Origin of the sequence: Pseudomonas sp. NFR02 (assembly GCF_900119375.1) — a bacterium.
Lineage (GTDB): Bacteria > Pseudomonadota > Gammaproteobacteria > Pseudomonadales > Pseudomonadaceae > Aquipseudomonas > Aquipseudomonas paracarnis.
In genome coordinates this window covers 238,172-260,726 of record NZ_FPJJ01000004.1, presented here as the reverse complement: position 1 = coordinate 260,726, position 22,555 = coordinate 238,172, and the positions used below count along the sequence as shown (strand labels likewise).

Below are 22,555 nucleotides of genomic sequence, written 5' to 3'. Positions count from 1 at the left end.
AATTCAACCGGTTACCTTCCACGCCGAACGTACGCCGGCTTAGCGGGGGCAAAAGGGAGGTCATTGTACACACCGACACAGACGCTCACAAATTTAGCGACGAAATGTCGCAAATCTATGTCGCATTTATGAAAGGTTTAAAGCGATATGCTGTGCTAGTCAAAACTTTTTTAATTCTGACCGCTACGACTCAAAAGCCACTGTGACGCAGACACCACAAAGCGCGCGGTCTCGGGAGACTGCACGCACTTGCGGATTTTTTTGAGGTGCCGGGAGGGCGGCCTGGGTAAGGCCGCCGGATCTTCAGCGAGTTGCTGCCAGTTCTTGTTGAACGCTGGCAACAGTGCGAGGCCAAGGTTTACCAGCCTGAACCTTCGCTGGCAAGGCTTTGATAGCAGAATCGGCTGCGGCGCGGCTTGGGAAGCTGCCGTAGGTGATCACGTAGAGAGGCTTGCCGTTGAGCACTTTCTTGAAATAACGGTACTGGCCGCCCTGCTCTTTGACGAACGCCTGGGCGTTAGCTTCGGAGCTGGTGCCGAGGATCTGTACCACAAAGTTGCCGGTAGGCTGGCTGCTGTACCAGCTGCTGCCGGCGGCACCGGCCTTGGCCACGGTGGCGGCTGGTTTTTCAGCAGGCTTGGCGGCTGGCGCTGGAGCCGGCGCTGGTTTTGCTACCGGTGCCGGCTTGGCGGTGGCAACGGTCGGCGCAGGCGTTGGCTTGGCCGCTGGCGCTACCGGTGTGACTGGCGCTACCGGAGTGGCTGGCGTGCCAGCCGGTACGCCCGCAGGTGGCGCGGTGGTGGTCACAGTCGGCGGCGTGGCGCTGGAGCCTTCCACCGGCACTCCGTCGTCGCCTTCGGAGATGCCACCGGCTTCTTCTGCCAGCGGGCCGCGCATCACCGGTTGGCCGACCATCGGCAGGTTGGTCGGTTGGCCGGAGTTGGCAAATTCGACGTTTGGCGTGGGCTTGCCCAATGGCAACTGCGCCTGCTCAGTTGGCGCGCCGGTGGTTGTCGGTGCCTTGTTGCGACCCGGGATCAACCAGGCGGCGGCTACAGCGACCACGACAACGGCGGAAATAGCCAATACGTGCTTCTTAGGCATAGTGAACCCCATCTTTGGACGCTTGACCGCAGAGCGGCTGGCAATCATGGCTTCGATCATCGCATCGCGGGCAACCTGGTTGATGTTTCCAGGCCAGCCATCGGAGCTTTCGTGAATATCAGAGATCTGCGCAGCGGTGAAAAGTTCGATACCCGCCCCGGCGCCTTCAAGGCGTTGTGCCAGGTATTCGCGGGTTTCTTCCTCTTCGTACGGCTGCAACTCGATGACGTGGAACAGCTCCTGCTCACCACTGATCTGCTCCAGATCGGCGATCAGCGACGACTCACCGAACAGGAACACATGCGGGCGACCTTCCGGCGTGCCCGCCGCGAGCGCCAGCAGCGCTTCGAGGGCGGATTCGTCGAGCTGCTCGGCGTCATCTACCAGCAGGTAGACTTCCTGGCCGGTCAGGCCCAACTGCACCACTTGCTTGAGAATCGCGTTCGGCTCGGCATTGGAGACGTCCAACGCCTGCGCTACCTGGCGCAATACGCCGGCCGCATCACCGGCACCGCGGGCCGATACCACCACGCTCTGCACCGATTGCTTGTTGGTGCTGGCCACCAGCGCCTGGCGCAGCAAGGTCTTGCCGCTGCCCAGAGGGCCGGTGACCACCAGCAGCAACTGGCTGTAGCGCGCGAGGTGATGCAACTGCCCCAGTACCGGCTTGCGCTGGGCGGGGAAGAATTTGAAACCCGGCACCCGTGGAGCAAAGGGGTCGTGGCTCAAGTGGTAATGGCCGAGGAACGCCTCGTCGGCATGCAAACTAGTCATCGGGTCTTATTAACCTTTGAGCTGGGCCAGGGCGCGGTAATCCGCTCCCAGCGTGGCCTGTAGAATCTCTTTTGGATAATCGTCGGTCACCACGGCTTCGCCGATGTGGCGCAGCAGTACCAGTCGAAGTCGACCGTCGATCACTTTCTTGTCTATCGCCATATGTTCAAGGAAATCCGCCTCGGTCATCTCCGTGGGCGGAATAACCGGCAAACCGGCGCGCTGGAACAGGCGGATACCGCGATCACGCTCTTGGGCGCTGATCCAGCCCAGGCGCTGCGACATGTCCAATGCCATCACCGTGCCAGCCGCTACGGCTTCCCCATGCAACCACACACCATAGCCCATGTGCGTTTCGATCGCATGGCCGAAGGTGTGGCCCAGGTTCAGTGTGGCCCGCACACCGGACTCGCGCTCGTCGGCATTGACTACCAGCGCCTTGGCCGCGCATGAGCGGGAAATCGCCTCGGTAAGCGCCACCTGGTCGAGGCCGCGCAAGGCGTCCATGTGCTCTTCCAGCCAGGTCAGGAACGGCTCATCGCAGATCAGCCCGTACTTGATGACTTCCGCCAGGCCGGCCGACAGCTCACGCGGTGGCAGGGTGTTGAGGGTAGCAGTGTCGATCAGCACAGCTTGGGGCTGATAGAACGCGCCGACCATGTTCTTGCCCAGCGGGTGGTTGATACCGGTCTTGCCGCCCACCGACGAATCGACCTGGGACAGCAAGGTGGTCGGCACCTGGATAAAATCCACGCCGCGCTGGTAGCAGGCCGCGGCAAAACCGGCCATGTCGCCAATCACACCGCCGCCCAGGGCGACCACAGTGGTTCGACGGTCATGGCGTGCGGTCAGCAGGCCATCAAAGATCAGCTGCAGGGTTTCCCAGTTTTTGTGGGCCTCGCCGTCAGGCAACACCACGGAGATCACCGAGTACGCCGCCAGGCTGCGGCTCAAACGCTCAAGATACAGCGGCGCGACCGTTTCGTTGGAGATGATCGCCACCTGTCGGCCGGCAATATGCGGCGCAAGCAGTTCGGGCTGGTCCAACAGACCTGCGCCAATGTGGATCGGGTAGCTGCGCTCGCCTAGATCGACCTTAAGTGTCTGCATGTGTCCCCGCGTTGAAGATGTATTGACGACCGGCACTGTCGATATCTCGACACCGCCTAGTGGCTCTACGCCATACCTTACAGGGTGATGGCGCGCCGCCGAGAATAGCGCATTTCGGGCCAGGCTTTAACGGGGTGGCAACCGTTGCAGGCGCTCGAGGATGTCGAGCACGACCATCCGAGGTGGCCGCTCATCGGTTTCCACCACCAGATCGGCGATTTCCCGGTACAGCGGATCGCGCAGCGCCAGCAGGTCACGCAGGGTTTTGGCCGGGTCGGCAGTGCGCAACAACGGGCGATTGCGATCACGGGCGGTACGGCCCACCTGCTGCTCGACCGACGCGTGCAAATACACCACTCGACCACCGGCATGCAGCGCCCGACGGTTTTCATCGCGCATGACAGCGCCACCACCGGTCGCCAATACCACGCCATCGCAGCCGCACAGCTCGGCAATCATCGCCTGCTCGCGGTCACGAAAGCCCAGCTCGCCTTCTTTATCGAAGATCCATGGGATATTGGCACCCGTGCGCAATTCAATTTCCTTGTCGGAATCTTTGAACGGCAGGCGCAGCTCTTTGGCCAGCAAACGGCCGATGGTGCTTTTTCCAGCCCCCATCGGCCCTACAAGAATCAAATTTCGCACAGAATCAACGACTCACAGCAATCGCCTGGTTATTCATGATACGCGGAGTCAGGAATACCAGCAGCTCGGATTTTTTCTCCGCCAGCACATCGCGCCGGAAAAGGCGGCCAAGATACGGCACATCGCCCAAAAATGGCACTTTATCTACCACTTTGCTCTGGGTGTTGGAGAAAACCCCGCCAATGACGATGGTCTCGCCATCCCTGACCAGAACCTTGGCGTTGACCTCGTTTTTCTTGATCGGCGGCACGTCATTGAGGCGATTCAGGTAGTCAGGCTCATCCTTGGTGACCTTGACCGCCATGATCACATGGTCGTCGGGGGTGATTTGCGGCGTGACTTCAAGCGACAGCGAAGCCTCTTTGAACGACACCGAGGTGGCGCCCTGGGAGGTGGATTCCTGGTAAGGAATCTCGGTGCCCTTGAGGATGCGTGCAGTCTCTTTGTCGGAGGTGACGACCTTGGGCTGCGAGACGATCTCACCGTTGCCGGTTTTTTCCATGGCGGTCAGCTCAAGGTCCAGCAACAGGTTGTCGGTGATATAGGCGATCCCCAGGCCCGAGGTTCCGGCCAGCGACCCCAAGTCGACAAAGGGTGAACTGGGTGGGTTTTGCGGCGGCTCGGCACCCTCCGCCTGCGGCTTGGCAATACCGCCAACGCCGCCGTTGCCGCGGGTGAGCCGCCCACCCCAGCGCACACCCAGGCTTTTGTCGTAGTCGACATTGGCCTCCACAATCCGCGCCTCGATCATGACCTGGCGTACCGGGATATCCAGCTGCGCCACGATGCGCCGCAGCTCTTGGAGCCGCTCGCCAGTCTGGTAGGCGATGATGTTGTTGGTGCGGTCATCCACCGCCACCGAACCGCGCTCATCGGTGGCGCCCTCAAAGCCGGTCACCGACTGAAACAGCTTGGCCAGGTCGGCGGCCTTGGCGTAATTGACCTGCAGCAGCTCCCGACGCAAGGGCGCCAGCTCGGCCATCTGCTTGCGCGACTCCAGCATCAACAGCTCTCGGGCAGCCAATTCATCGGCGGGCGCCACCAGCAGCACGCCCGCCTTGACTCGCTTGTCCAAGCCCTTGGTTTGCAGTACCAGGTCCAGAGCCTGGTCCCAGGGCACATCCTTGAGCCGCAGGGTGATCGAGCCCTGCACCTCATCGCTGGTCACCAGGTTGAGCCCGGCGACATCGGCGATTTGCTGCAATACCGCACGCAAGTCGATGTCCTGAAAATTCAGGGTCAGTTTGGCGCCTGTATAGCTGACCGGCGGGGCGCTGTCGGGCGGCGGCAGTTGGATAAGGTCCAGGCGATTGGGCACAGCAGCAGCCATCGGTGCCGTGAACGCTATCCATAGCGCCACACCGAAGGACGAGAAGGTCCATTTCATTGTTTGATTCCGTTATGAGTTGACGTTCAGCACAAGGGTTCGCGGGCGTTCCAGCCAGGCGTCCTGTCCATCGGGAAACAGCTCCACCAGCTCGACAGCAGCGTCTTGAATGGCCGTGACCTGGCCATGGTCCAGCCCCAGGTAATCACCCACCGCCAGCCGATACACCCTGGCCCCAGCCCGCAACAAGGCAAAGGCCTGCGCACCACGGGACAACGTGCCGACCATTTCGAACTGATCGAGGCGGATACCCTCCAACAGTCCCCGTGGCCGGGTGAAATCCGGGGCAAGGGCCGGCCGGCCCGGAACGTGGGGTGCCTGCAAAGCGGGCGGCGTGAACGGGTCGCGCAAGGACGAGGGCTCGTAGACAAATTGCGGCCCTGGGTCGAGCACCTGGCGGGCCTTGCCGTTTTGCAGGGTGCTGCGATAGGTCTTGGCGAGCATGTTCAGCCGTAACAAGGCGCCCTGATGCCCAAGCGTAACGTCCTGCACGGTGACTACCCGCGGCAGCCCACCCAAGGCACTGACAAACGTCGCCAGGTCGTGGTAAGCCCCGGAGGCGCTTACCTGCATGGGTTGTTCGATATAAAGCTGCCGAGGCGCTTCATCCAGCACGGTGATGCCGTCGACCCACACCCCATGGGCAGCCGCCAGCCGGGCAATGTCTTCCAGCACGGCAGGCACCTCGGACTCGCCGGGTAAATGCCCTAGAAGGCTGGCAACCTGGCCTTCCATGCTCAAGACCTGTTGGGTGCGCAGCTCAAGGCTCGCGGCCAGGTCGGACTTTTCTGTGAGTTGCTGCTGCAGCGCCTGCTCCCGCGCCTCAAGCCCGTGCAATCGCTCCCGCTGTGGCCCCCCATGCGAAACCTCGCCCAGCACCAGCACCAGGCCGGCCAGCGCACAGCCAAGCAGCACCTTGCCCGGCAGGGACCATTTAGCAGCGTTGTAAGAGAGCGTGGAAAAATCGAGCCTGGGCAGGCTCATGGTTGCGCCTCGCTGGATTCTCCCTGGCGCACCATCAGCTGAAATTCGCTTTCGCCGCGCGCACCTTCGGCCTGCACGCGCTGCAGACGGGTCGAACTGGAACCCTGGGTTGGCTTGAGCTGCTGCATCAAACGGGCGATATCCTGGTTGCTTTCAGCCGTGCCGCGAATGCTGATGGTGTCGCCGTTTGCGACCACCTCATGCAGATGGACACCTTCAGGCACCGCACGCGCCAATTGCTCGAACAATCGAGCCCCGGAAGAGCGGGCATCGTGCAGGTCCTGAACCACCTTCATGCGTTCGGCCAGTTGCTGGCTTCGCTCCTGAAGATCGTCGATGGTCTTGATGCGCGAGTCCTGGGTGGCGATGTGCTCTTCCAGGCGGCTGTTGCGGCTTACCTGCCGGTCTATCGCCTGGTCGATCACTTGATCAGCCAACCACAATGCCGCGAGCGCCATGCAGGCAAACGCCAGCAATAGCACCAACAGGTATTTGCGCCTGCGCTCCGCCAGAGCCTGGCGCCAAGGCAAAAGATTGATTCGTGTCATCCAGCGAAACTCCTCAGGGCCAGCCCGCAAGCCACTCCCATCCCTTGGGCATCCAAGGCCCATTGTGCACCATCGACTCTGTGACCCGGCGTGAAGCTGGCAAAATCCTGAAGGCAAGCGCGCTGCAATGCAAACCCTTCTACATCAACCACCCGCGGCACCAGCCCCGCCAGGGCCAAAACCGCCTCGCGCGCTTCGACCTGCTCGCGCAGGCACGCCGCCAGCATCACCTCCACCCACTGTGGGCCTTGAGCCGATGGCCCTTGAACCTGAAAGTCGATGGCCACTTCATCCAATGGATAAGGGATGAACTGGTCGGCTTCCATCTGGATCTTCCAGGCCATTTCCTCGTCGCTGAGGCCTGCGTCCATGTCAATCAGCCGGGTAATTACCGACGGGCCCGCAACCGCCACGGCGGCGTACCGGGCCGAGGTACCCAGGCGCGACAGCGCCTGTTGCAGCCCCCGGCCCACACCCTCAAGGTCCAGCAGGGTGCCGTCGACCACCGCGTGGGGCGCCAGCACTTGCGTGGCGTAGCCCTGGACGCTGAAACCGCCGGATGAACGGCCCAGTTCGATCAGCTTGATGCCACTGTCATTGATATCGACCCCCAACACCGTGTCGACTTTTCGCCTGAAAAATCCCTTTCCCATAAAACTCCCCAAAACTTTCCCTGTCATACCGGCTGTCATCTCGCCTGATTGCTGCCAGGCACCTTGCATTCGGTCGGCTTGTTCAAGGCTCGCGAATGACGCCCCAAGCCGAAAAATGCTTTAATGCCCAGCGTTTTTTCCCGCTTTTTATCTGCTGCCCGGGTCGATCCATCGTTTGCCATGCATGCCCCGACGCGTAACTCTTTCTTTTCTCTGGAAATCCAAAAGCCTTGATTCGTCTGCTGAAGTTTTTCGGGTACTCCATTGTCGCCATCGTCTGCGGGCTGCTGCTCGTGTTCAGCGGGGCCTACCTCTACCTTAGTCCGGGTTTGCCCTCCGTAGAGGCCCTCAGAAGTATCCAGTTGCAGATTCCTTTGCGGGTCTACAGCAGCGATGACAAGTTGATCGCGGAGTTCGGCGAAATGCGCCGCACACCGATCCGTTTCGCCGATATTCCACCCAATTTCATCAGCGCATTGCTGTCCGCCGAAGACGATAATTTCGCCAACCACTACGGCGTAGACCCCAGCAGCCTGGTGCGTGCAGCCACACAACTGGTAAAAAGCGGACACATTCAATCGGGCGGCAGCACCATCACCATGCAGGTGGCGAAGAACTTCTTCCTCACCAGCGAGCGCAGCTTTTCCCGCAAGGCCACCGAAATCCTGTTGGCGCTGCAGATCGAACGCCAGCTGACCAAGGATGAAATCCTCGAGCTGTACGTCAACAAAATCTACTTGGGCAACCGCGCCTACGGCATCGAGGCCGCGTCCCAGGTCTATTACGGCAAGTCGATTCGTGACGCCAGCCTGGCGCAGATGGCCATGATTGCTGGCCTGCCCAAGGCACCTTCGCGCTTCAACCCGCTGGCCAACCCGGCGCGCAGCAAAGAACGCCGCGACTGGATCCTGGGCCGCATGTACAAGCTGGGCAAGATCGACCAGGCCGCTTATGAAAGCGCCGTGGCCGAGCCGCTGAATGCCAGCTATCACGTGCCGACGCCCGAAGTGAATGCACCCTATATCGCTGAAATGGCCCGCGCCGAGATGGTTGGCCGTTATGGCAGCGAGGCCTACACCGAAGGTTTCCGCGTCACCACGACGGTGCCGAGCAACTTGCAGGAAATCGCCAACCATTCGGTACATGAAGGCCTGATTACTTATGACCAGCGTCACGGCTACCGCGGTCCCGAGTCGCGCCTGCCGGGCAAGACCCTGAGTGCCTGGACCACCGAATTGAGCAAACAGCGTTCGATCAGCGGCCTGGACCCGGCCATCGTTACCCAGGTATCGAAAGACGGCGTCCAAGTGCTGACCCGTTCTGGCGAAGCCCATGTAGCCTGGGACAGCATGAAGTGGGCGCGCCCGTTCCTGAACACCAACAGCATGGGCGCGATGCCCAAGCAGCCCTCCGACGTGGCCCAGGTGGGTGATCTGATCCGCGTGCAACGCCAGAAGGATGACAGCCTCAAATTCAGCCAGGTGCCGCTCGCCCAGGGTGCCCTGGTGTCCCTGGACCCGCAGAACGGTGCGATCCGTGCGCTGGTCGGCGGTTTTGCCTTTGAGCAGAGCAACTACAACCGCGCTACCCAGGCCAAGCGCCAGCCAGGCTCCAGCTTCAAGCCGTTCGTCTACAGTGCGGCACTGGACAACGGCTACACCGCCGCCAGCCTGGTCAACGACGCGCCAATCGTGTTTGTCGACGAATACCTGGACAAGGTCTGGCGCCCGAAGAATGACACCAACACGTTCCTCGGCCCGATCCGTATCCGCGAGGCGCTGTACAAGTCGCGCAACCTGGTGTCGATTCGCCTGTTGCAGGCGATGGGCGTAGGCAAGACCATCGACTACATGACGCGCTTTGGCTTCGCCAAGTCGGACCTGCCGCCGAACCTGTCCCTGGCCCTGGGTACCGCAACCCTCACGCCGATGGAAATCGCCACCGGCTGGAGCACCTTTGCCAACGGTGGCTACAAGATCGCGCCTTACCTGATCGACAAGATCGAAAGCCGCAATGGCGACACCCTGTTTACTGCCAATCCGCCACGGGTACCGGGTGATGTGGTCAATGGCGTGGCGGCAACCGACGGCCTTGCGGCACCGAGCAACGGCGGTATCACCATCGAGCCGACGCCAGGCACGCCGTCGGCCGCAAACGCCAGCGCACCGGCCGAACCGCAAGCGCCAGCGGTTGCCGAGCGCATCGTGGATGGCCGTACTACCTACATCCTCAACAGCATCCTGCAAGACGTGATCAAGAAGGGCACCGGCCGCCGCGCACTGGCCCTGGGCCGCGCGGATATCGCTGGCAAGACCGGTACCACCAACGAATCCAAGGACGCCTGGTTCTCCGGCTACAATGGCGACTACGTGACCACCGTGTGGACCGGCTATGACCAGCCGGAAAGCCTGGGCCGCCGCGAGTTTGGTGGCACCGTCGCCCTGCCGATCTGGATGAGCTACATGGGCGCAGCGCTCAAGGACAAGCCGCTGCATACCCAGCCAGAGCCGGAAGGCATCCTCAGCCTGCGCATCGACCCGATCAGTGGCCGCGCAGCTTCACCGAGCACGCCGAATGCGTACTTCGAGCTGTTCAAGAGCGAAGACACACCGCCGTCGGTCAACGAACTGGGCAACGGCGCAGTGCCGGGCAGCCCACTGCCGGCGGATGAAGGCGCGCCGATCGATTTGTTCTGACGGGATCTGCGGCCTGACGCAGACCTTATGTGGGAGCGGGCTTGCTCGCGAATGCGGTGGGTCAGCCAACCTATTTGGTGACTGGTACTCCGCATTCGCGAGCAAGCCCGCTCCCACACTTGGATCCGCACAAGACTCGGGTGAATCGTCAGCCACAAAAAAGCCCCGACTGATCACTCAGCCGGGGCTTTTTGTTGGTGCGCTATAACGGCTTAGCCGTTGAACACATCATCCACGCTCTGCAGCGGGTAGTTCTTTGGATACGGCAGGGTAGCCACACCAGTCTCGATCGCGGCCTTGGCCACGGCATCGGAGATCAGGGTGATCAGGCGCTTATCCATTGGTTTTGGAATGATGTACTCACGACCGAATTCCAGCTTGGCGCCACCGTAGGCGTCGCACACGTCCTGAGGTACCGGCAGCTTGGCCAGTTCACGCAGGGCGTTGGCAGCGGCCACTTTCATTTCTTCGTTGATACGCTTGGCGCGAACGTCCAGGGCACCACGGAAGATGAACGGGAAGCCCAATACGTTGTTGACCTGGTTCGGGTAGTCCGAACGGCCGGTGGCCATGATCACGTCGCTGCGAGTGGCGTGGGCCAGCTCAGGAGAAATTTCCGGATCCGGGTTGGAGCAGGCGAACACGATAGGGTTCGGCGCCATGGATTTCAGGCCTTCAGCGCTCAGCAAGTTCGGGCCGGACAGGCCAACGAACACGTCGGCACCGTCGAGGGCGTCAGCCAGGGTGCGCTTGGAGGACGGATGGGCAAACATCGCCTTGTACTGGTTCAGGTCGGTACGCTCGGACTGGATCACGCCCTTGCTGTCGACCATATAGATGTTTTCCAGCTTGGCGCCCATGCTGATGATCAGCTTCATGCAGGAAATGGCCGCGGCACCGGCGCCCAGGCAGACGATTTTCGCCTCGCCCAGGGTTTTGCCAGCGATTTCCAGGGCGTTGATCATGCCGGCTGCGGTAACGATCGCGGTGCCGTGCTGGTCATCGTGGAATACCGGAATGTCGCACTGCTCGATCAGGGCCTTTTCGATCTCGAAGCACTCAGGCGCCTTGATGTCTTCCAGGTTGATGCCACCGAATGTGATGGAAATGCGCTTGACGGTGTCGATGAACGCCTGCGGGCTTTCGGAATCGACTTCGATGTCGAAAACGTCGATGCCGGCAAAGCGCTTGAACAGCACGCCCTTGCCTTCCATGACTGGCTTGGAAGCCAATGGGCCGAGGTTACCCAGGCCCAGAATCGCGGTGCCATCGGAAATCACTGCAACCAGGTTGCCTTTGCCGGTGTACTTGTACGCCAGCTCTGGGTCACGGGCGATTTCACGTACGGGTTCGGCAACACCAGGGCTGTAGGCCAGCGACAGGTCGCGGGCAGTGGCAGTGGCTTTGGTGAGCTCTACACTCAGCTTTCCTGGACGAGGATTGGCATGGTATTCGAGAGCGGCAGTTTTCAAATCAGACATATCGGCATTCCGCTTTTACTGTTGGTCGACGGACCGCCGAGGATACGCGTGTCGTAAAGTCCCTACAAGACTGGGCAGTCACAGGTGTCAAGGGCCCTGGGCTACGACTTTTGGCCAAGAGCCACGGGATACAAGGGCTCAACTGTTCACAATCGAAATAAAAAATGTCTACAATTTTTTATTCAAAGCGTGGATTTCAGCATGCGAGAGTCGGTTATTGGCAACAGCCAGCGTGCTTGGCCTTTTTTCAGGCCGCCACGGCGGGAACGATCCTGCACCCAGCCACGCGCCTCAAGGGTGCGGCCTTGCAGACCATTGAGCATGGCCGTATCGAACTGGCTGATCAGCTCGGGCGCAATGCGTAATACCAGTGAACCCTGCAGTTCAATCCAGATTCCGCCGCGATTGCGCTCGATCTTGCTGACCCGACCAGCCACCAGGGCAAACCCGGAGCGCTTGAGATTGGCCACGTTTTGCACCGGCGATTGGCGCCACAGGCCGAGCCGTGACTGGCGGGCGCTGTTTTCGGCCGCCTGCTGGCAGGCCACCAGGTCCACGTTCGGCGCCACGCCCACCTGGTACCCCAGGCCCTCGGCCAGCAGTTGCGCCTCCAGGTTCTCGCCATTGGCGCCGTAGAGGTAAGCCAGGGTGCGCCCGTAATGATCTTTGCCTTCGCGCCCCGGCACCAGGCCGACACGCCCATCACTGGCCTTGACCAACGCCTGCAGGCGCTGGCGTGCGGCGACGGCAAATGGCTCGTCTGGACGGCCCTTCTTGCCGGTTTCCGGCGCATTGAGGCCGATCATACGTACGCTGCGACCATCCTTGAGGCGTACTGTGTCGCCATCCACAACACGCTGCACCTCAACGCGGGCGATAGCTGCCGGGGCGGGGCAGAATGCATCGGCCTCAGCGGTCACCAGCCAAATTCCAGGCACAAAAAAGGCGCCCACAAGGGACGCCTTTTTCAACAGCGGGTAAAAGCCCATAAGGCTCTTGAACCTTACTCTGCTGGAGTAGCAGGCTTCTTGCCGAAAGCACCAAAGCGATCTGCGAAGCGCTGTACGCGGCCGCCGGTGTCCAGAGTTTTCTGCTTACCGGTGTAGAACGGGTGGCACTCGTTGCATACGTCAGTACCCAGTGGCTTGCACAGGTTCGAACGAGTTTCGAACTTGTTGCCGCAGCTGCAGGTGACTTGGATGGTTTCGTACGCTGGATGGATATCGGCTTTCATGGCACTTCCTCAGGCTAGCGTGCCGCCACTCGACACTATTGTCGAATACCGCACGTAATTAGGCCGCGGATTCTACCAGACCTTTTTAATCGCGCAAGCGGCGGTAATGGCCGAAAGCTCCCTTTCATCAGATATTCCTGACACACCGCCGACAATGTGGGAGCCGGGCTTGCCCGCGAAGGCGGTGTGTCAGTCACTGCATCTGTTACTGCACTAGCGCTTTCGCAGGCAAGCCAGCTCCCACAAGATCCGGTTCCAGTACTGGAGACGTGACAACCCCGGTCTGCTAGGCTCCCGCCCCTGCGCCACCGCTGCCTTAATAGATGAGACTCCTCGCGTGCCCGACGCCATTTTGCGCCTAGCCCTGCCCTCGCCCCTGCGCCGCCTGTTCGATTACCGGGCCCCGCCCGGCGTGTCGCGTGCGCAGTTGCAGCCAGGCATGCGCGTGCGCGTGCCGTTCGGGCGCAGGGAAATGATCGGCATTCTGGTGGAAGTTACCGACCACAGCGAAGTGCCTGCCGAAAAGCTCAAGCCGGCTATTGCCCTGCTCGACGCCACACCGCCGCTGCCGCCCGCGCTGTTCAAGCTGTGCCTGTGGACCGCGCAGTATTACCAACACAGCCTGGGCGATACCTTGAGCTGGGCGCTGCCGGTGCTGCTGCGCCAGGGCGAACTGGCCGAAGCGCGTCAGGAGCGTTTCTGGTCGATGGCGTCCGGCGCACGCCTCGAAGACCCGCGCATCGCCCGCGCCCCGCGCCAGCGTGAGGCCCTGGCCACCTTGGCGCAGCATCCACACGGCGTGGCCCATCAGCTATTAAGCAAGCTGATGCTGAGCAAAGACAGCCTCGACCTGCTGCTGGCCAAGGGCCTGGTGCAGGTGGAAATCCGCAAGCACGCCCCGGACCCGCGCCACGAACACTGGCTGGCCCAGCCGGAGTTGCCGCTGAACCCCGAGCAACGCGCCGCGTATGAGGCGATTCGCGCCGGTTTCGACAGTTTCCACGCGTTCCTGCTAGCCGGCGTCACCGGCAGCGGCAAGACCGAAGTCTATTTGCAACTGATCCGCGAAACCCTGCAGGCGGGCAAGCAGGCACTGGTGCTGATCCCCGAGATCAACCTGGGCCCGCAGACCGTGGCGCGTTTCGAGCAACGCTTCAATGCCCGAATCGCCCTGGTGCACTCAGCGGTCAATGACCGTGAACGCCTGGAGTCGTGGCTAGCGGCGCGGGACGGCGAGGCCGACATTATTATCGGCACGCGCTCAGCACTGTTCACGCCGATGAAAAACCCCGGGCTGATCATCGTCGACGAGGAGCACGATGGCTCCTATAAACAGCAGGAAGGTTTGCGCTACCACGCCCGCGACCTCGCGCTGGTGCGCGCCCGCCAGGAAGACATCCCGATTGTGCTGGGCTCGGCCACGCCGTCCCTGGAAAGTCTGCACAACGCCTACACCGGCCGTTACGGGCTGCTGCGCCTGAACGAGCGCGCCGGCGGCGCCAAACAACCGCGCTTCCTGCGCCTGGACGTGAAAAGCCGCCCGCTGGACAGCGGGATTTCCGGCCCGATGCAACAGGCCATTGGCCAGACCCTGGCCGCCGGCCAGCAAGTATTGGTATTTCTCAACCGCCGCGGCTTTGCCCCGACGCTGCTGTGCCATGACTGCGGCTGGATGTCCGGGTGCGAGCGCTGCGATGCGCGCATGACCGTGCACCAGCGCCACGGCGAGTTACGCTGCCATCACTGCGGCCATGTGGAACGGGTACCGCGCCATTGCCCGCAGTGCGGCAAGGTGGACCTGCGGCCCGTGGGCGCCGGCACCGAGCGCGCCGAAGAACGCCTGGGCATTCTGTTCCCGGATTACCCGGTGCTGCGTGTCGACCGCGACAGCACGTCGCGCAAAGACGCTATGAACCAACTGTTCACCACCATCCACAAGGGCCAACCGTGCATTCTGGTGGGCACGCAGATGCTTGCCAAAGGGCATCATTTCCCACGGGTGACCCTGGTGTCGATCCTGGATGCCGATGGCGGGCTGTTCTCCGGGGATTTTCGCGCCAGCGAACGCATGGCGCAGTTGATCGTGCAGGTGGCAGGGCGCGCCGGGCGGGCCGAAGAGCCAGGCAAGGTGATTATCCAGACGCACCTGGCCGACCACCCGCTGCTGATTCAACTGACGGAACAAGGCTACTTTGCCTTCGCCGAACAGGCCTTGAGCGAACGCCGCGCCGCCGGCCTCCCGCCCTTTGCGCACCTGGCGCTGCTGCGTGCCGAAGCTCACAAACCCGGGCAGGCCGAAGGCTTTCTTGATGAGGCCTGCAGCGCCGCTGAGCGTTTATTGGGCGAACTGGCCCTCAGTGGCATCGAACTACTCGGCCCGGTGCCAGCGCCCATGGAGCGGCGCGCCGGACGTTATCGCGCTCAGCTACTCTTGCAGGCAACCTCCCGCGCGCCGCTGCATCGACTATTAAGTCGCTGGATGCTTGAGCTGGAGCAACTGCCCAGCGGTCGGCAAGTGCGATGGTCGTTGGATGTAGACCCGGTAGATTTGTATTGAGGGTAATTACGTCACCGCAGGCAAGCCAGCTCCCACATTATGAAATGTGAATACCCTTAAATGTGGGAGCGGGCTTGCCCGCGAAGAGGCCCGCAGGTCCGCCATATAGTCTGAACGGTTGGCAAGCCCGCCCTCGCCACGGATAATGCCCAGTTTTTCCACCTGCGCATCGCGCGCCGCCGCTTGCGGTCGAAAGAGAACACCATGAAAGACACCATTCGCCAGCTGATCCAACAAGCCCTCACCCAACTCGTCCACGAAGGTGTGTTGCCTGAAGGCCTGTCGCCGGCGATCCAGGTGGAGAACACCCGCGACAAGACCCATGGCGACTTCGCCAGCAACATCGCGATGATGCTGTCCAAGCCGGCCGGCATGAAACCGCGCGACCTGGCAGAAAAAATCATCGCAGCCCTGCCGGCTGACGCCAGTGTCACCAAGGCCGAAATTGCCGGCCCAGGCTTTATCAACTTCTTCCAGAACACCCAGGCCCTGGCGTCGCGCCTGGATGCCGCCCTGGCCGATGCGCGCATCGGTGCACGCAAGGCCGGCGACAGCCAGCGCGTGGTCATCGACCTGTCGGCGCCGAACCTGGCCAAGGAAATGCACGTGGGCCACCTGCGCTCCACCATCATTGGCGACGGCGTGGCACGGGTGCTGGAATTCCTCGGCGACACCGTGATCCGCCAGAATCACGTGGGCGACTGGGGTACCCAGTTCGGCATGCTGATGGCCTACCTGCAGGAAAACCCGATCACCAGCAACGAGCTGGCCGACCTGGAAAACTTCTACCGCGCCGCCAAAAAGCGGTTTGACGAGTCTGAAGAGTTCGCCGACCGCGCACGGGGCCTGGTGGTCAAGCTGCAAGCCGGCGACGAAGAGTGCCTGGCGCTGTGGAACCGCTTCCGTGAAATTTCCCTGTCCCATTGCCAGGAAATCTACGAGCTGCTCAACGTGAAACTGACCATGGCCGACGTGATGGGCGAAAGCGCCTATAACGACGACCTGATCAACGTGGTCAACGACCTCAAGGCCAAAGGCCTGCTGGTCGAAAGCAACGGCGCCCAGTGCGTGTTCCTCGAAGAATTCAAGACCGCCGACGGCGAGCCGCTGCCGGTGATCATCGTCAAGGCCGATGGCGGCTACCTCTACGCCACCACTGACCTGGCCGCCGTGCGTTACCGCAGTGGCGTGCTCAAGGCTGACCGTGCGCTGTACTTCGTCGATCAGCGCCAGGCCCTGCACTTCCAGCAGGTGTTCGAAGTGGCCCGTCGCGCCGGTTTCGTCACCCACCCGATGCATATGGAGCACATGGGCTTTGGCACCATGAACGGCGCCGATGGCCGCCCCTTCAAGACCCGCGACGGCGGCACCGTGAAGCTGATCGACCTGCTGACCGAAGCCCAGGAACGTGCCTACAACCTGGTGAAGGAAAAGAACCCGGAGCTGGCCGAGGCCGACCTGCGTAATATTGCCCGCGTGGTGGGCATTGGCGCGGTGAAATACGCCGACCTGTCCAAGCACCGCACCAGCGACTACAGCTTCAACTTCGACCTGATGCTCAACTTCGAAGGCAACACCGCGCCGTACCTGCTGTACGCCTACACCCGCGTGGCCGGGGTATTTCGCAAGCTGGGCAAGGACTTCAGCGAAGTCGAGGGCCAGATCGCGCTGGACGCCGCCCACGAACAGGAACTGGCGGCCAAGCTCGCGCAATTTGGCGAAGTGCTCAACAGCGTTGGCGAAAAAGGCACGCCGCACATCCTGTGCACCTATTTGTACGAAGTGGCCGGCCTGTTCTCCAGCTTCTACGAGAACTGCCCGATCCTGACCGCCGACGACGAAGCCCAGAAACAAAGTCGCCTGCGCCTTGCCGCATTGGCTGGACGCACCCTCAAGCAAGGCCTGGAACTCTTGGGCCTGGAAACTCTGGAGCGTATGTAAGTTGGCTGCCAAGAAAAAACCTGCACCCAAGCGCGGCGCCAGCCGCTACCAGGCCCCGGCGAAGCAACCGATTCCGGGTTGGTTGTGGATGGCCATCGGCCTGACGGTCGGCGCATTTATCGTGTTTCTGATGAAGCTGGAGCCCGGCCAGGGCGATGACGTCAAGCGCGTCAAACAGGAGCAGCAAAAGGCCACGAAAATCGCCGAAGCCAACAAGACCGCGCCGAGCCCGACCGCACCGGTAAAGCCCAAGTACGACTTCTACACGCTGCTGCCGGAATCGGAAGTGATCGTGCCGCCTGACGCCGTGCCGGAAAAAACCCTGCCGACGCCACAAGTGCCGACCACGCCGGTAACCCCAGCGGAAGCGGCGAAAATCGACACGGCGCGCGCCCAGGCCGCGCTGGCCGGTATCACGCCGCCGCCAGCACCGCCGGTGGCTGCAACCAAGGCTGCGCCGGTGACCAAGTTCTTCCTGCAAGCGGGCTCGTTCCCGAAACAGGCGGATGCGGACCGTGTACGCGCACAGATCATTCTGTTGGGCCAATCGGTATCGGTTGAGTCCGGCACGGTGAAGGATGCGACTTGGTATCGCGTATTGGTGGGGCCGTTCAGCAACCGTGAACAGCTGACCGTGGCGCAAAAGCAATTGGCCGGCGCCGGGTTTAGCAACCTGTTGTTACAACAACGCCAGAGCCGCTGACGCATACCCACTGATCGTTCCCACGCTCCGCGTGGGAACGTGCCCCTTGACGCTTTGCGTCACAGAGCAGGCGCAGAGCGCCCAAGGCGGCATTACCACGCGGAGCGTGGGAACGATCACCACTCGTCCGCACTGCCTCCCTACGGTTGAAATCCCCCTCGCCACCCCCATATGAGTTTCCATCAGGGCATTTTCGCCCCGCTGCGTGGAGACTCTCCCCTTGACCACCATCGTTTCAGTACGTCGCCACGGCAAAGTTGTCATGGGCGGCGACGGCCAGGTTTCCCTGGGCAACACCGTGATGAAAGGCAACGCCAAGAAAGTGCGCCGCCTGTACCACGGCCAGGTGCTTGCCGGCTTCGCAGGCGCAACCGCCGATGCCTTTACCCTGTTCGAACGCTTCGAAGGCCAGCTTGAGAAACACCAGGGCCACCTGGTGCGCGCCGCTGTAGAGCTTGCCAAAGAATGGCGCACCGACCGCTCCCTCAGCCGCCTGGAGGCTATGCTGGCGGTTGCGAACAAAGACGCTTCCCTGATCATCACCGGCAACGGCGACGTGGTTGAACCCGAGCATGGCTTGATCGCCATGGGTTCAGGTGGCGGCTACGCCCAGGCTGCGGCCAGCGCGCTGCTGAAGAAAACCGACCTGTCGGCCCGTGAAATCGTCGAGACCGCCCTGGGTATCGCTGGCGATATCTGCGTGTTCACCAACCACAATCAGACCATTGAGGAGCAGGACCTCGCCGAATAAGCCCTAGGCTTATTCAGGCTTGAGGCCGCCAAACACTATGTCCATGACTCCCCGCGAAATCGTCCATGAACTCAACCGCCATATCATCGGCCAGGACGATGCCAAGCGCGCCGTTGCCATTGCGCTGCGTAACCGCTGGCGCCGGATGCAACTGCCAGAAGAACTGCGCGTTGAAGTAACGCCCAAGAACATCCTGATGATCGGCCCTACCGGCGTCGGCAAAACCGAGATCGCTCGGCGGCTGGCCAAACTGGCCAATGCCCCGTTCATCAAGGTCGAAGCGACCAAATTCACCGAAGTCGGCTATGTGGGCCGCGATGTCGAGTCGATCATTCGTGATCTGGCTGACGCCGCCCTGAAGATGCTGCGCGAACAGGAAGTGACCAAGGTCAGCCATCGCGCCGAAGACGCCGCTGAAGAGCGCATCCTCGACGCCCTGCTGCCACCGGCACGCATGGGTTTCAACGAAGACGCCGCACCTTCGTCGGATTCCAACACCCGCCAGCTGTTCCGCAAGCGCCTGCGTGAAGGCCAGTTGGATGACAAGGAAATCGAGATCGAAGTGGCCGAAGTGTCCGGCGTGGATATCTCTGCCCCGCCTGGCATGGAAGAAATGACCAGCCAGTTGCAGAACCTGTTCGCCAACATGGGCAAGGGCAAGAAGAAAAGCCGCAAGCTCAAGGTGAAAGAAGCGCTCAAGCTGGTGCGCGACGAAGAAGCCGGGCGCCTGGTCAATGAGGAAGAACTCAAGGCCAAGGCCCTGGAAGCGGTCGAGCAACATGGCATTGTGTTTATCGATGAGATCGACAAGGTGGCCAAGCGTGGTAACTCCGGCGGCGTGGATGTCTCCCGCGAAGGCGTGCAGCGCGATTTGCTGCCACTGATCGAAGGCTGCACGGTCAACACCAAGCTGGGCATGGTCAAGACTGACCACATCCTGTTTATCGCCTCCGGTGCCTTCCACCTGAGCAAGCCCAGCGACCTGGTGCCCGAACTGCAAGGCCGCCTGCCGATTCGGGTGGAGCTCAAGGCACTGACGCCGGGCGACTTCGAGCGCATCCTCAGCGAACCGCATGCCTCGCTCACCGAGCAGTACCGCGAGCTGCTGAAAACCGAAGGGCTGGGTATCGAATTCCAGGCTGACGGTATCAAGCGCCTGGCGGAGATCGCCTGGCAGGTCAACGAGAAGACCGAGAACATCGGTGCCCGTCGCCTGCATACCTTGCTTGAGCGCCTGCTTGAGGAAGTATCCTTCAGCGCCGGCGACATGGCCGGTGCGCAGAATGGCGAAGCGATCAAGATCGATGCCGATTATGTGAACAGCCACCTGGGCGAATTGGCGCAGAACGAAGATCTGTCTCGTTATATCCTGTAAGCCTCACTCAATGTGGGAGTGGCTTGTGTGGGAGCTGGCTTGCCTGCGATAGCATCACCTCAGTGTTCCTGAAACACCGAGGTGCCGGCATCGCGGGCAAGCCCGGCTCCCACATTGGTCCCTCCCACATTTTGGGCCGGTTCCTTCAGGGTTATCTCCAATGTCGAAATTTCCTACCGCAGTAAACCTGCATAAAACCTCCAACACCCTCGGCCTTACCTACGGGCCCGACGAGGTTTATCAACTACCCGCCGAATTCCTGCGGGTGCACTCCCCTTCCGCCGAGGTCCAGGGCCACGGCAAACCCATCCTGCAATTCGGCAAGCTCAACGTCCGGTTGATCAAGCTGGAACCGGCCGGCCAGTACGCACTGAAATTGACCTTCGACGACGGTCATGACAGCGGACTGTTCACCTGGGACTATCTCTATCAGCTGGCCGTACGTCAGGACGCTTTGTGGGTCGACTACCTGGCCGAGCTCAAAGCCGCTGGTAAAACCCGCGATCCGAGTGAGTCGGTCGTGCGGCTGATGCTCTAGCACAGGGGTCTTGCTGTTTAGAGCGCATTTTCTAATTTCATCTGCTTGAATGCCCTGTCGCGTGGCCAACGATTGGCCCGCTTGCGAAAAAAAATAAACTCGGGTAACCAATGGAGCTGGCAAGTTCCCTGCATTTGACGATGCGGTATCAACGGTCACCCGAGTCGCAGTACCAGGCTGGTGTCGTGTATCGAAATTGGGTGCGCAGCAATCGCCGGTACTCGTCTTTCGGACAATGGAGCGTCGTAGATGAGTAACAAGAATAACGATGACTTGAAACGCCAGGCCTCGGAAAACACCCTGGGGTTGAACCCGATCATCGCGTTACGCAAAAAGGATTTACTTGCCTCGGCCAAGATGGTGCTGACCCAAGCCATCAAGCAACCGTTGCACAGCGTCAAGCACGTCGCCCACTTTGGCGTTGAATTGAAGAATGTGATGTTCGGCAAATCCGCACTGGTGCCCGAGGGCGACGACCGCCGCTTCAACGACCCAGCCTGGAGCCAGAACCCGCTCTACAAACGTTATTTGCAGACCTACCTGGCATGGCGTAAGGAACTTCACGACTGGATCGACGACAGCAACCTGTCGGCACAAGACATCAGCCGGGGCCACTTCGTGATCAACCTGATGACCGAAGCCATGGCCCCCACCAACAGCGCGGCCAACCCGGCGGCGGTCAAACGCTTCTTTGAAACTGGCGGCAAAAGCCTGCTCGACGGTTTGTCTCACCTGGCCAAGGACATGGTGCACAACGGCGGCATGCCCAGCCAGGTCAACATGGGCGCCTTTGAAGTCGGCAAGACCCTGGGCACCAGCGAAGGCGCGGTGGTGTTTCGCAACGACGTGCTGGAGCTGATCCAGTACAAGCCCATTACCGAGCAGGTGCATGAGCGCCCGCTGCTGGTGGTGCCGCCGCAGATCAACAAATTCTACGTCTTCGACCTGTGCCCGGATAAAAGCCTGGCGCGCTTCTGCCTGCGTAATGGCCAGCAGACCTTTATCGTCAGTTGGCGCAACCCCACCAAGGCCCAGCGCGAATGGGGGCTATCCACCTATATCGAGGCGCTGAAGGAAGCGGTCGATGTGGTCACGGCGATTACCGGCAGCAAAGACGTGAATATGCTCGGTGCCTGCTCAGGCGGCATCACCTGCACGGCGCTGCTGGGCCACTACGCGGCGCTGGGGCAGAAGAAGGTCAACGCCCTGACTCTGCTGGTGAGCGTGCTGGATACCACCCTGGACACCCAGGTGGCGCTGTTTGTCGACGAGCAGACTCTGGAAGCGGCCAAGCGCCACTCCTATCAGGCCGGCGTGCTGGAAGGTCGCGACATGGCCAAGGTCTTTGCCTGGATGCGCCCCAACGACTTGATCTGGAACTATTGGGTCAACAACTACCTGCTGGGCAACGAGCCGCCAGTGTTCGACATCCTGTTCTGGAACAACGACACCACACGCTTGCCGGCCGCGTTCCATGGCGACCTGATCGAACTGTTCAAAAACAACCCACTGGTACGGGCCAACGCCCTGGAAGTGTGCGGCACGCCCATCGACCTCAAGCAGGTCACTGCCGATATCTATTCCCTGGCCGGCACCAACGACCACATCACGCCGTGGCAGTCCTGCTACAAGTCAGCGCAGTTGTTCGGCGGCAAGGTCGAGTTTGTACTGTCCAGCAGCGGGCATATCCAGAGCATCCTCAACCCGCCGGGCAACCCCAAAGCGCGCTACCAGACCAGCGAGGGTCTGGCCGGCAGTGCGCTGGAGTGGCAAGAAGATGCGACCAAGCACACCGACTCGTGGTGGCTGCATTGGCAGGTGTGGCAGGCGCAGCGGGCGGGAAAATTGAAAAAAGCCCCGACGACATTAGGCAATAAAACCTATGCAGCCGCTGAAGCGGCGCCGGGTACCTATGTACATGAACGCTAGGCACTTTTGTAATTGAAATGAGATCAATGTGGGAGCGGGCTTGCTCGCGAATGCGGTATTTCAGTTGGCACATCTGATACTGGTACACCGCTTTCGCGAGCAAGCCCGCTCCCACATTTTTGATCGCATTCCGGCTGTAACACTT

Annotated in this window: 17 protein-coding genes and 1 pseudogene; 8 read left to right on the top strand and 10 right to left on the bottom strand. The window is 61.2% G+C overall.

The genetic code is table 11. The features are described from left to right. Positions 1 to 303: 303 nt before the first annotated feature. The 7 genes and pseudogenes from BT199_RS14645 to pilM all read right to left on the bottom strand — a co-directional run bounded on the left by BT199_RS14645 (position 304) and on the right by pilM (position 7,205). A complete protein-coding gene (locus BT199_RS14645) occupies positions 304 to 1,878 on the bottom strand; it encodes an SPOR domain-containing protein (protein ID WP_014716583.1) in 1,575 nt (524 codons plus the stop codon). A gap of 9 nt (positions 1,879 to 1,887) precedes the next feature. Then, entirely contained in the window at positions 1,888 to 2,988 is a 1,101-nt protein-coding gene (aroB, locus tag BT199_RS14640; protein ID WP_072434803.1) for a 3-dehydroquinate synthase, read from the bottom strand. A 126-nt stretch (positions 2,989 to 3,114) separates the two neighbouring features. Next, positions 3,115 to 3,633, bottom strand: coding sequence for a shikimate kinase AroK (gene aroK, locus BT199_RS14635; protein WP_003187914.1), 519 nt, complete (start codon positions 3,631 to 3,633; stop codon positions 3,115 to 3,117). A 4-nt stretch (positions 3,634 to 3,637) separates the two neighbouring features. Continuing rightward, positions 3,638 to 4,894, bottom strand: a pseudogene (locus BT199_RS14630) (type IV pilus secretin PilQ); the annotation flags it as partial. Positions 4,895 to 5,032: 138 nt separating this feature from the next. Continuing rightward, positions 5,033 to 6,004: a pilus assembly protein PilP gene (locus BT199_RS14625; protein ID WP_072434801.1), complete on the bottom strand. Its 972-nt coding sequence runs from the start codon at positions 6,002 to 6,004 to the stop codon at positions 5,033 to 5,035. Continuing rightward, positions 6,001 to 6,552: a PilN domain-containing protein gene (locus tag BT199_RS14620; protein ID WP_014716579.1), complete on the bottom strand. Its 552-nt coding sequence runs from the start codon at positions 6,550 to 6,552 to the stop codon at positions 6,001 to 6,003. Before BT199_RS14620 ends, BT199_RS14625 begins: the two co-directional genes overlap by 4 nt. Beyond that, a complete protein-coding gene (gene pilM / locus BT199_RS14615; protein WP_032873526.1) occupies positions 6,549 to 7,205 on the bottom strand; it encodes a type IV pilus assembly protein PilM in 657 nt (218 codons plus the stop codon). Before pilM ends, BT199_RS14620 begins: the two co-directional genes overlap by 4 nt. A gap of 233 nt (positions 7,206 to 7,438) precedes the next feature. Here pilM and BT199_RS14610 point away from each other — a divergent pair, with 233 nt between their 5' ends. Next, positions 7,439 to 9,901: a penicillin-binding protein 1A gene (locus BT199_RS14610; protein WP_371914261.1), complete on the top strand. Its 2,463-nt coding sequence runs from the start codon at positions 7,439 to 7,441 to the stop codon at positions 9,899 to 9,901. A gap of 212 nt (positions 9,902 to 10,113) precedes the next feature. Here BT199_RS14610 and BT199_RS14605 read toward each other — a convergent pair whose 3' ends face one another. From BT199_RS14605 to rpmE, 3 genes are all read right to left on the bottom strand, one after another. Next, positions 10,114 to 11,382, bottom strand: coding sequence for a malic enzyme-like NAD(P)-binding protein (locus tag BT199_RS14605; protein ID WP_014716577.1), 1,269 nt, complete (start codon positions 11,380 to 11,382; stop codon positions 10,114 to 10,116). Between the two features lie 182 nt (positions 11,383 to 11,564). Next, positions 11,565 to 12,371 (bottom strand): thermonuclease family protein, encoded by an 807-nt coding sequence (locus tag BT199_RS14600; protein WP_014716576.1) that lies wholly within the window; start codon positions 12,369 to 12,371, stop codon positions 11,565 to 11,567. 14 nt (positions 12,372 to 12,385) lie between these two features. Beyond that, positions 12,386 to 12,616 (bottom strand): 50S ribosomal protein L31, encoded by a 231-nt coding sequence (rpmE, locus tag BT199_RS14595; RefSeq protein WP_014716575.1) that lies wholly within the window; start codon positions 12,614 to 12,616, stop codon positions 12,386 to 12,388. Positions 12,617 to 12,953: 337 nt separating this feature from the next. Here rpmE and BT199_RS14590 point away from each other — a divergent pair, with 337 nt between their 5' ends. The 7 genes from BT199_RS14590 (at position 12,954) to phaC (ending at position 22,410) form a co-directional block, all read left to right on the top strand. Then, positions 12,954 to 15,173 carry a primosomal protein N' gene (locus BT199_RS14590; RefSeq protein WP_072434797.1) on the top strand — a complete coding sequence of 740 codons (2,220 nt, stop codon included), beginning with the start codon at positions 12,954 to 12,956 and terminating at the stop codon, positions 15,171 to 15,173. 204 nt (positions 15,174 to 15,377) lie between these two features. After that, positions 15,378 to 17,114 (top strand): arginine--tRNA ligase, encoded by a 1,737-nt coding sequence (argS, locus tag BT199_RS14585; protein ID WP_014716573.1) that lies wholly within the window; start codon positions 15,378 to 15,380, stop codon positions 17,112 to 17,114. Between the two features lies 1 nt (position 17,115). Continuing rightward, positions 17,116 to 17,817 (top strand): SPOR domain-containing protein, encoded by a 702-nt coding sequence (locus BT199_RS14580; RefSeq protein ID WP_003187899.1) that lies wholly within the window; start codon positions 17,116 to 17,118, stop codon positions 17,815 to 17,817. Positions 17,818 to 18,037: 220 nt separating this feature from the next. Then, a complete protein-coding gene (gene hslV, locus BT199_RS14575) occupies positions 18,038 to 18,568 on the top strand; it encodes an ATP-dependent protease subunit HslV (RefSeq protein WP_003171209.1) in 531 nt (176 codons plus the stop codon). 37 nt (positions 18,569 to 18,605) lie between these two features. After that, positions 18,606 to 19,943, top strand: a complete 1,338-nt coding sequence (gene hslU, locus BT199_RS14570) for an ATP-dependent protease ATPase subunit HslU (protein WP_003171208.1) — start codon at positions 18,606 to 18,608, stop codon at positions 19,941 to 19,943. Between the two features lie 160 nt (positions 19,944 to 20,103). Then, a complete protein-coding gene (locus BT199_RS14565; protein WP_072434795.1) occupies positions 20,104 to 20,481 on the top strand; it encodes a gamma-butyrobetaine hydroxylase family protein in 378 nt (125 codons plus the stop codon). A 249-nt stretch (positions 20,482 to 20,730) separates the two neighbouring features. After that, positions 20,731 to 22,410 carry a class II poly(R)-hydroxyalkanoic acid synthase gene (phaC, locus tag BT199_RS14560; RefSeq protein WP_072434793.1) on the top strand — a complete coding sequence of 560 codons (1,680 nt, stop codon included), beginning with the start codon at positions 20,731 to 20,733 and terminating at the stop codon, positions 22,408 to 22,410. Positions 22,411 to 22,555 lie beyond the last annotated feature (145 nt).

What these genes read in the sequence shown, in the direction of transcription:
- BT199_RS14645 (WP_014716583.1), bottom strand. Translation starts at nt 1,878, where the DNA reads ATGACTAGTTTGCATGCCGACGAGGCGTTCCTCGGCCATTACCACTTG.
- aroB (WP_072434803.1), bottom strand. Translation starts at nt 2,988, where the DNA reads ATGCAGACACTTAAGGTCGATCTAGGCGAGCGCAGCTACCCGATCCAC.
- BT199_RS14625 (WP_072434801.1), bottom strand. Translation starts at nt 6,004, where the DNA reads ATGAGCCTGCCCAGGCTCGATTTTTCCACGCTCTCTTACAACGCTGCT.
- BT199_RS14620 (WP_014716579.1), bottom strand. Translation starts at nt 6,552, where the DNA reads ATGACACGAATCAATCTTTTGCCTTGGCGCCAGGCTCTGGCGGAGCGC.
- pilM (WP_032873526.1), bottom strand. Translation starts at nt 7,205, where the DNA reads ATGGGAAAGGGATTTTTCAGGCGAAAAGTCGACACGGTGTTGGGGGTC.
- BT199_RS14605 (WP_014716577.1), bottom strand. Translation starts at nt 11,382, where the DNA reads ATGTCTGATTTGAAAACTGCCGCTCTCGAATACCATGCCAATCCTCGT.
- BT199_RS14600 (WP_014716576.1), bottom strand. Translation starts at nt 12,371, where the DNA reads ATGGGCTTTTACCCGCTGTTGAAAAAGGCGTCCCTTGTGGGCGCCTTT.
- rpmE (WP_014716575.1), bottom strand. Translation starts at nt 12,616, where the DNA reads ATGAAAGCCGATATCCATCCAGCGTACGAAACCATCCAAGTCACCTGC.
- argS (WP_014716573.1), top strand. Translation starts at nt 15,378, where the DNA reads ATGAAAGACACCATTCGCCAGCTGATCCAACAAGCCCTCACCCAACTC.
- hslU (WP_003171208.1), top strand. Translation starts at nt 18,606, where the DNA reads ATGTCCATGACTCCCCGCGAAATCGTCCATGAACTCAACCGCCATATC.
- BT199_RS14565 (WP_072434795.1), top strand. Translation starts at nt 20,104, where the DNA reads ATGTCGAAATTTCCTACCGCAGTAAACCTGCATAAAACCTCCAACACC.
- phaC (WP_072434793.1), top strand. Translation starts at nt 20,731, where the DNA reads ATGAGTAACAAGAATAACGATGACTTGAAACGCCAGGCCTCGGAAAAC.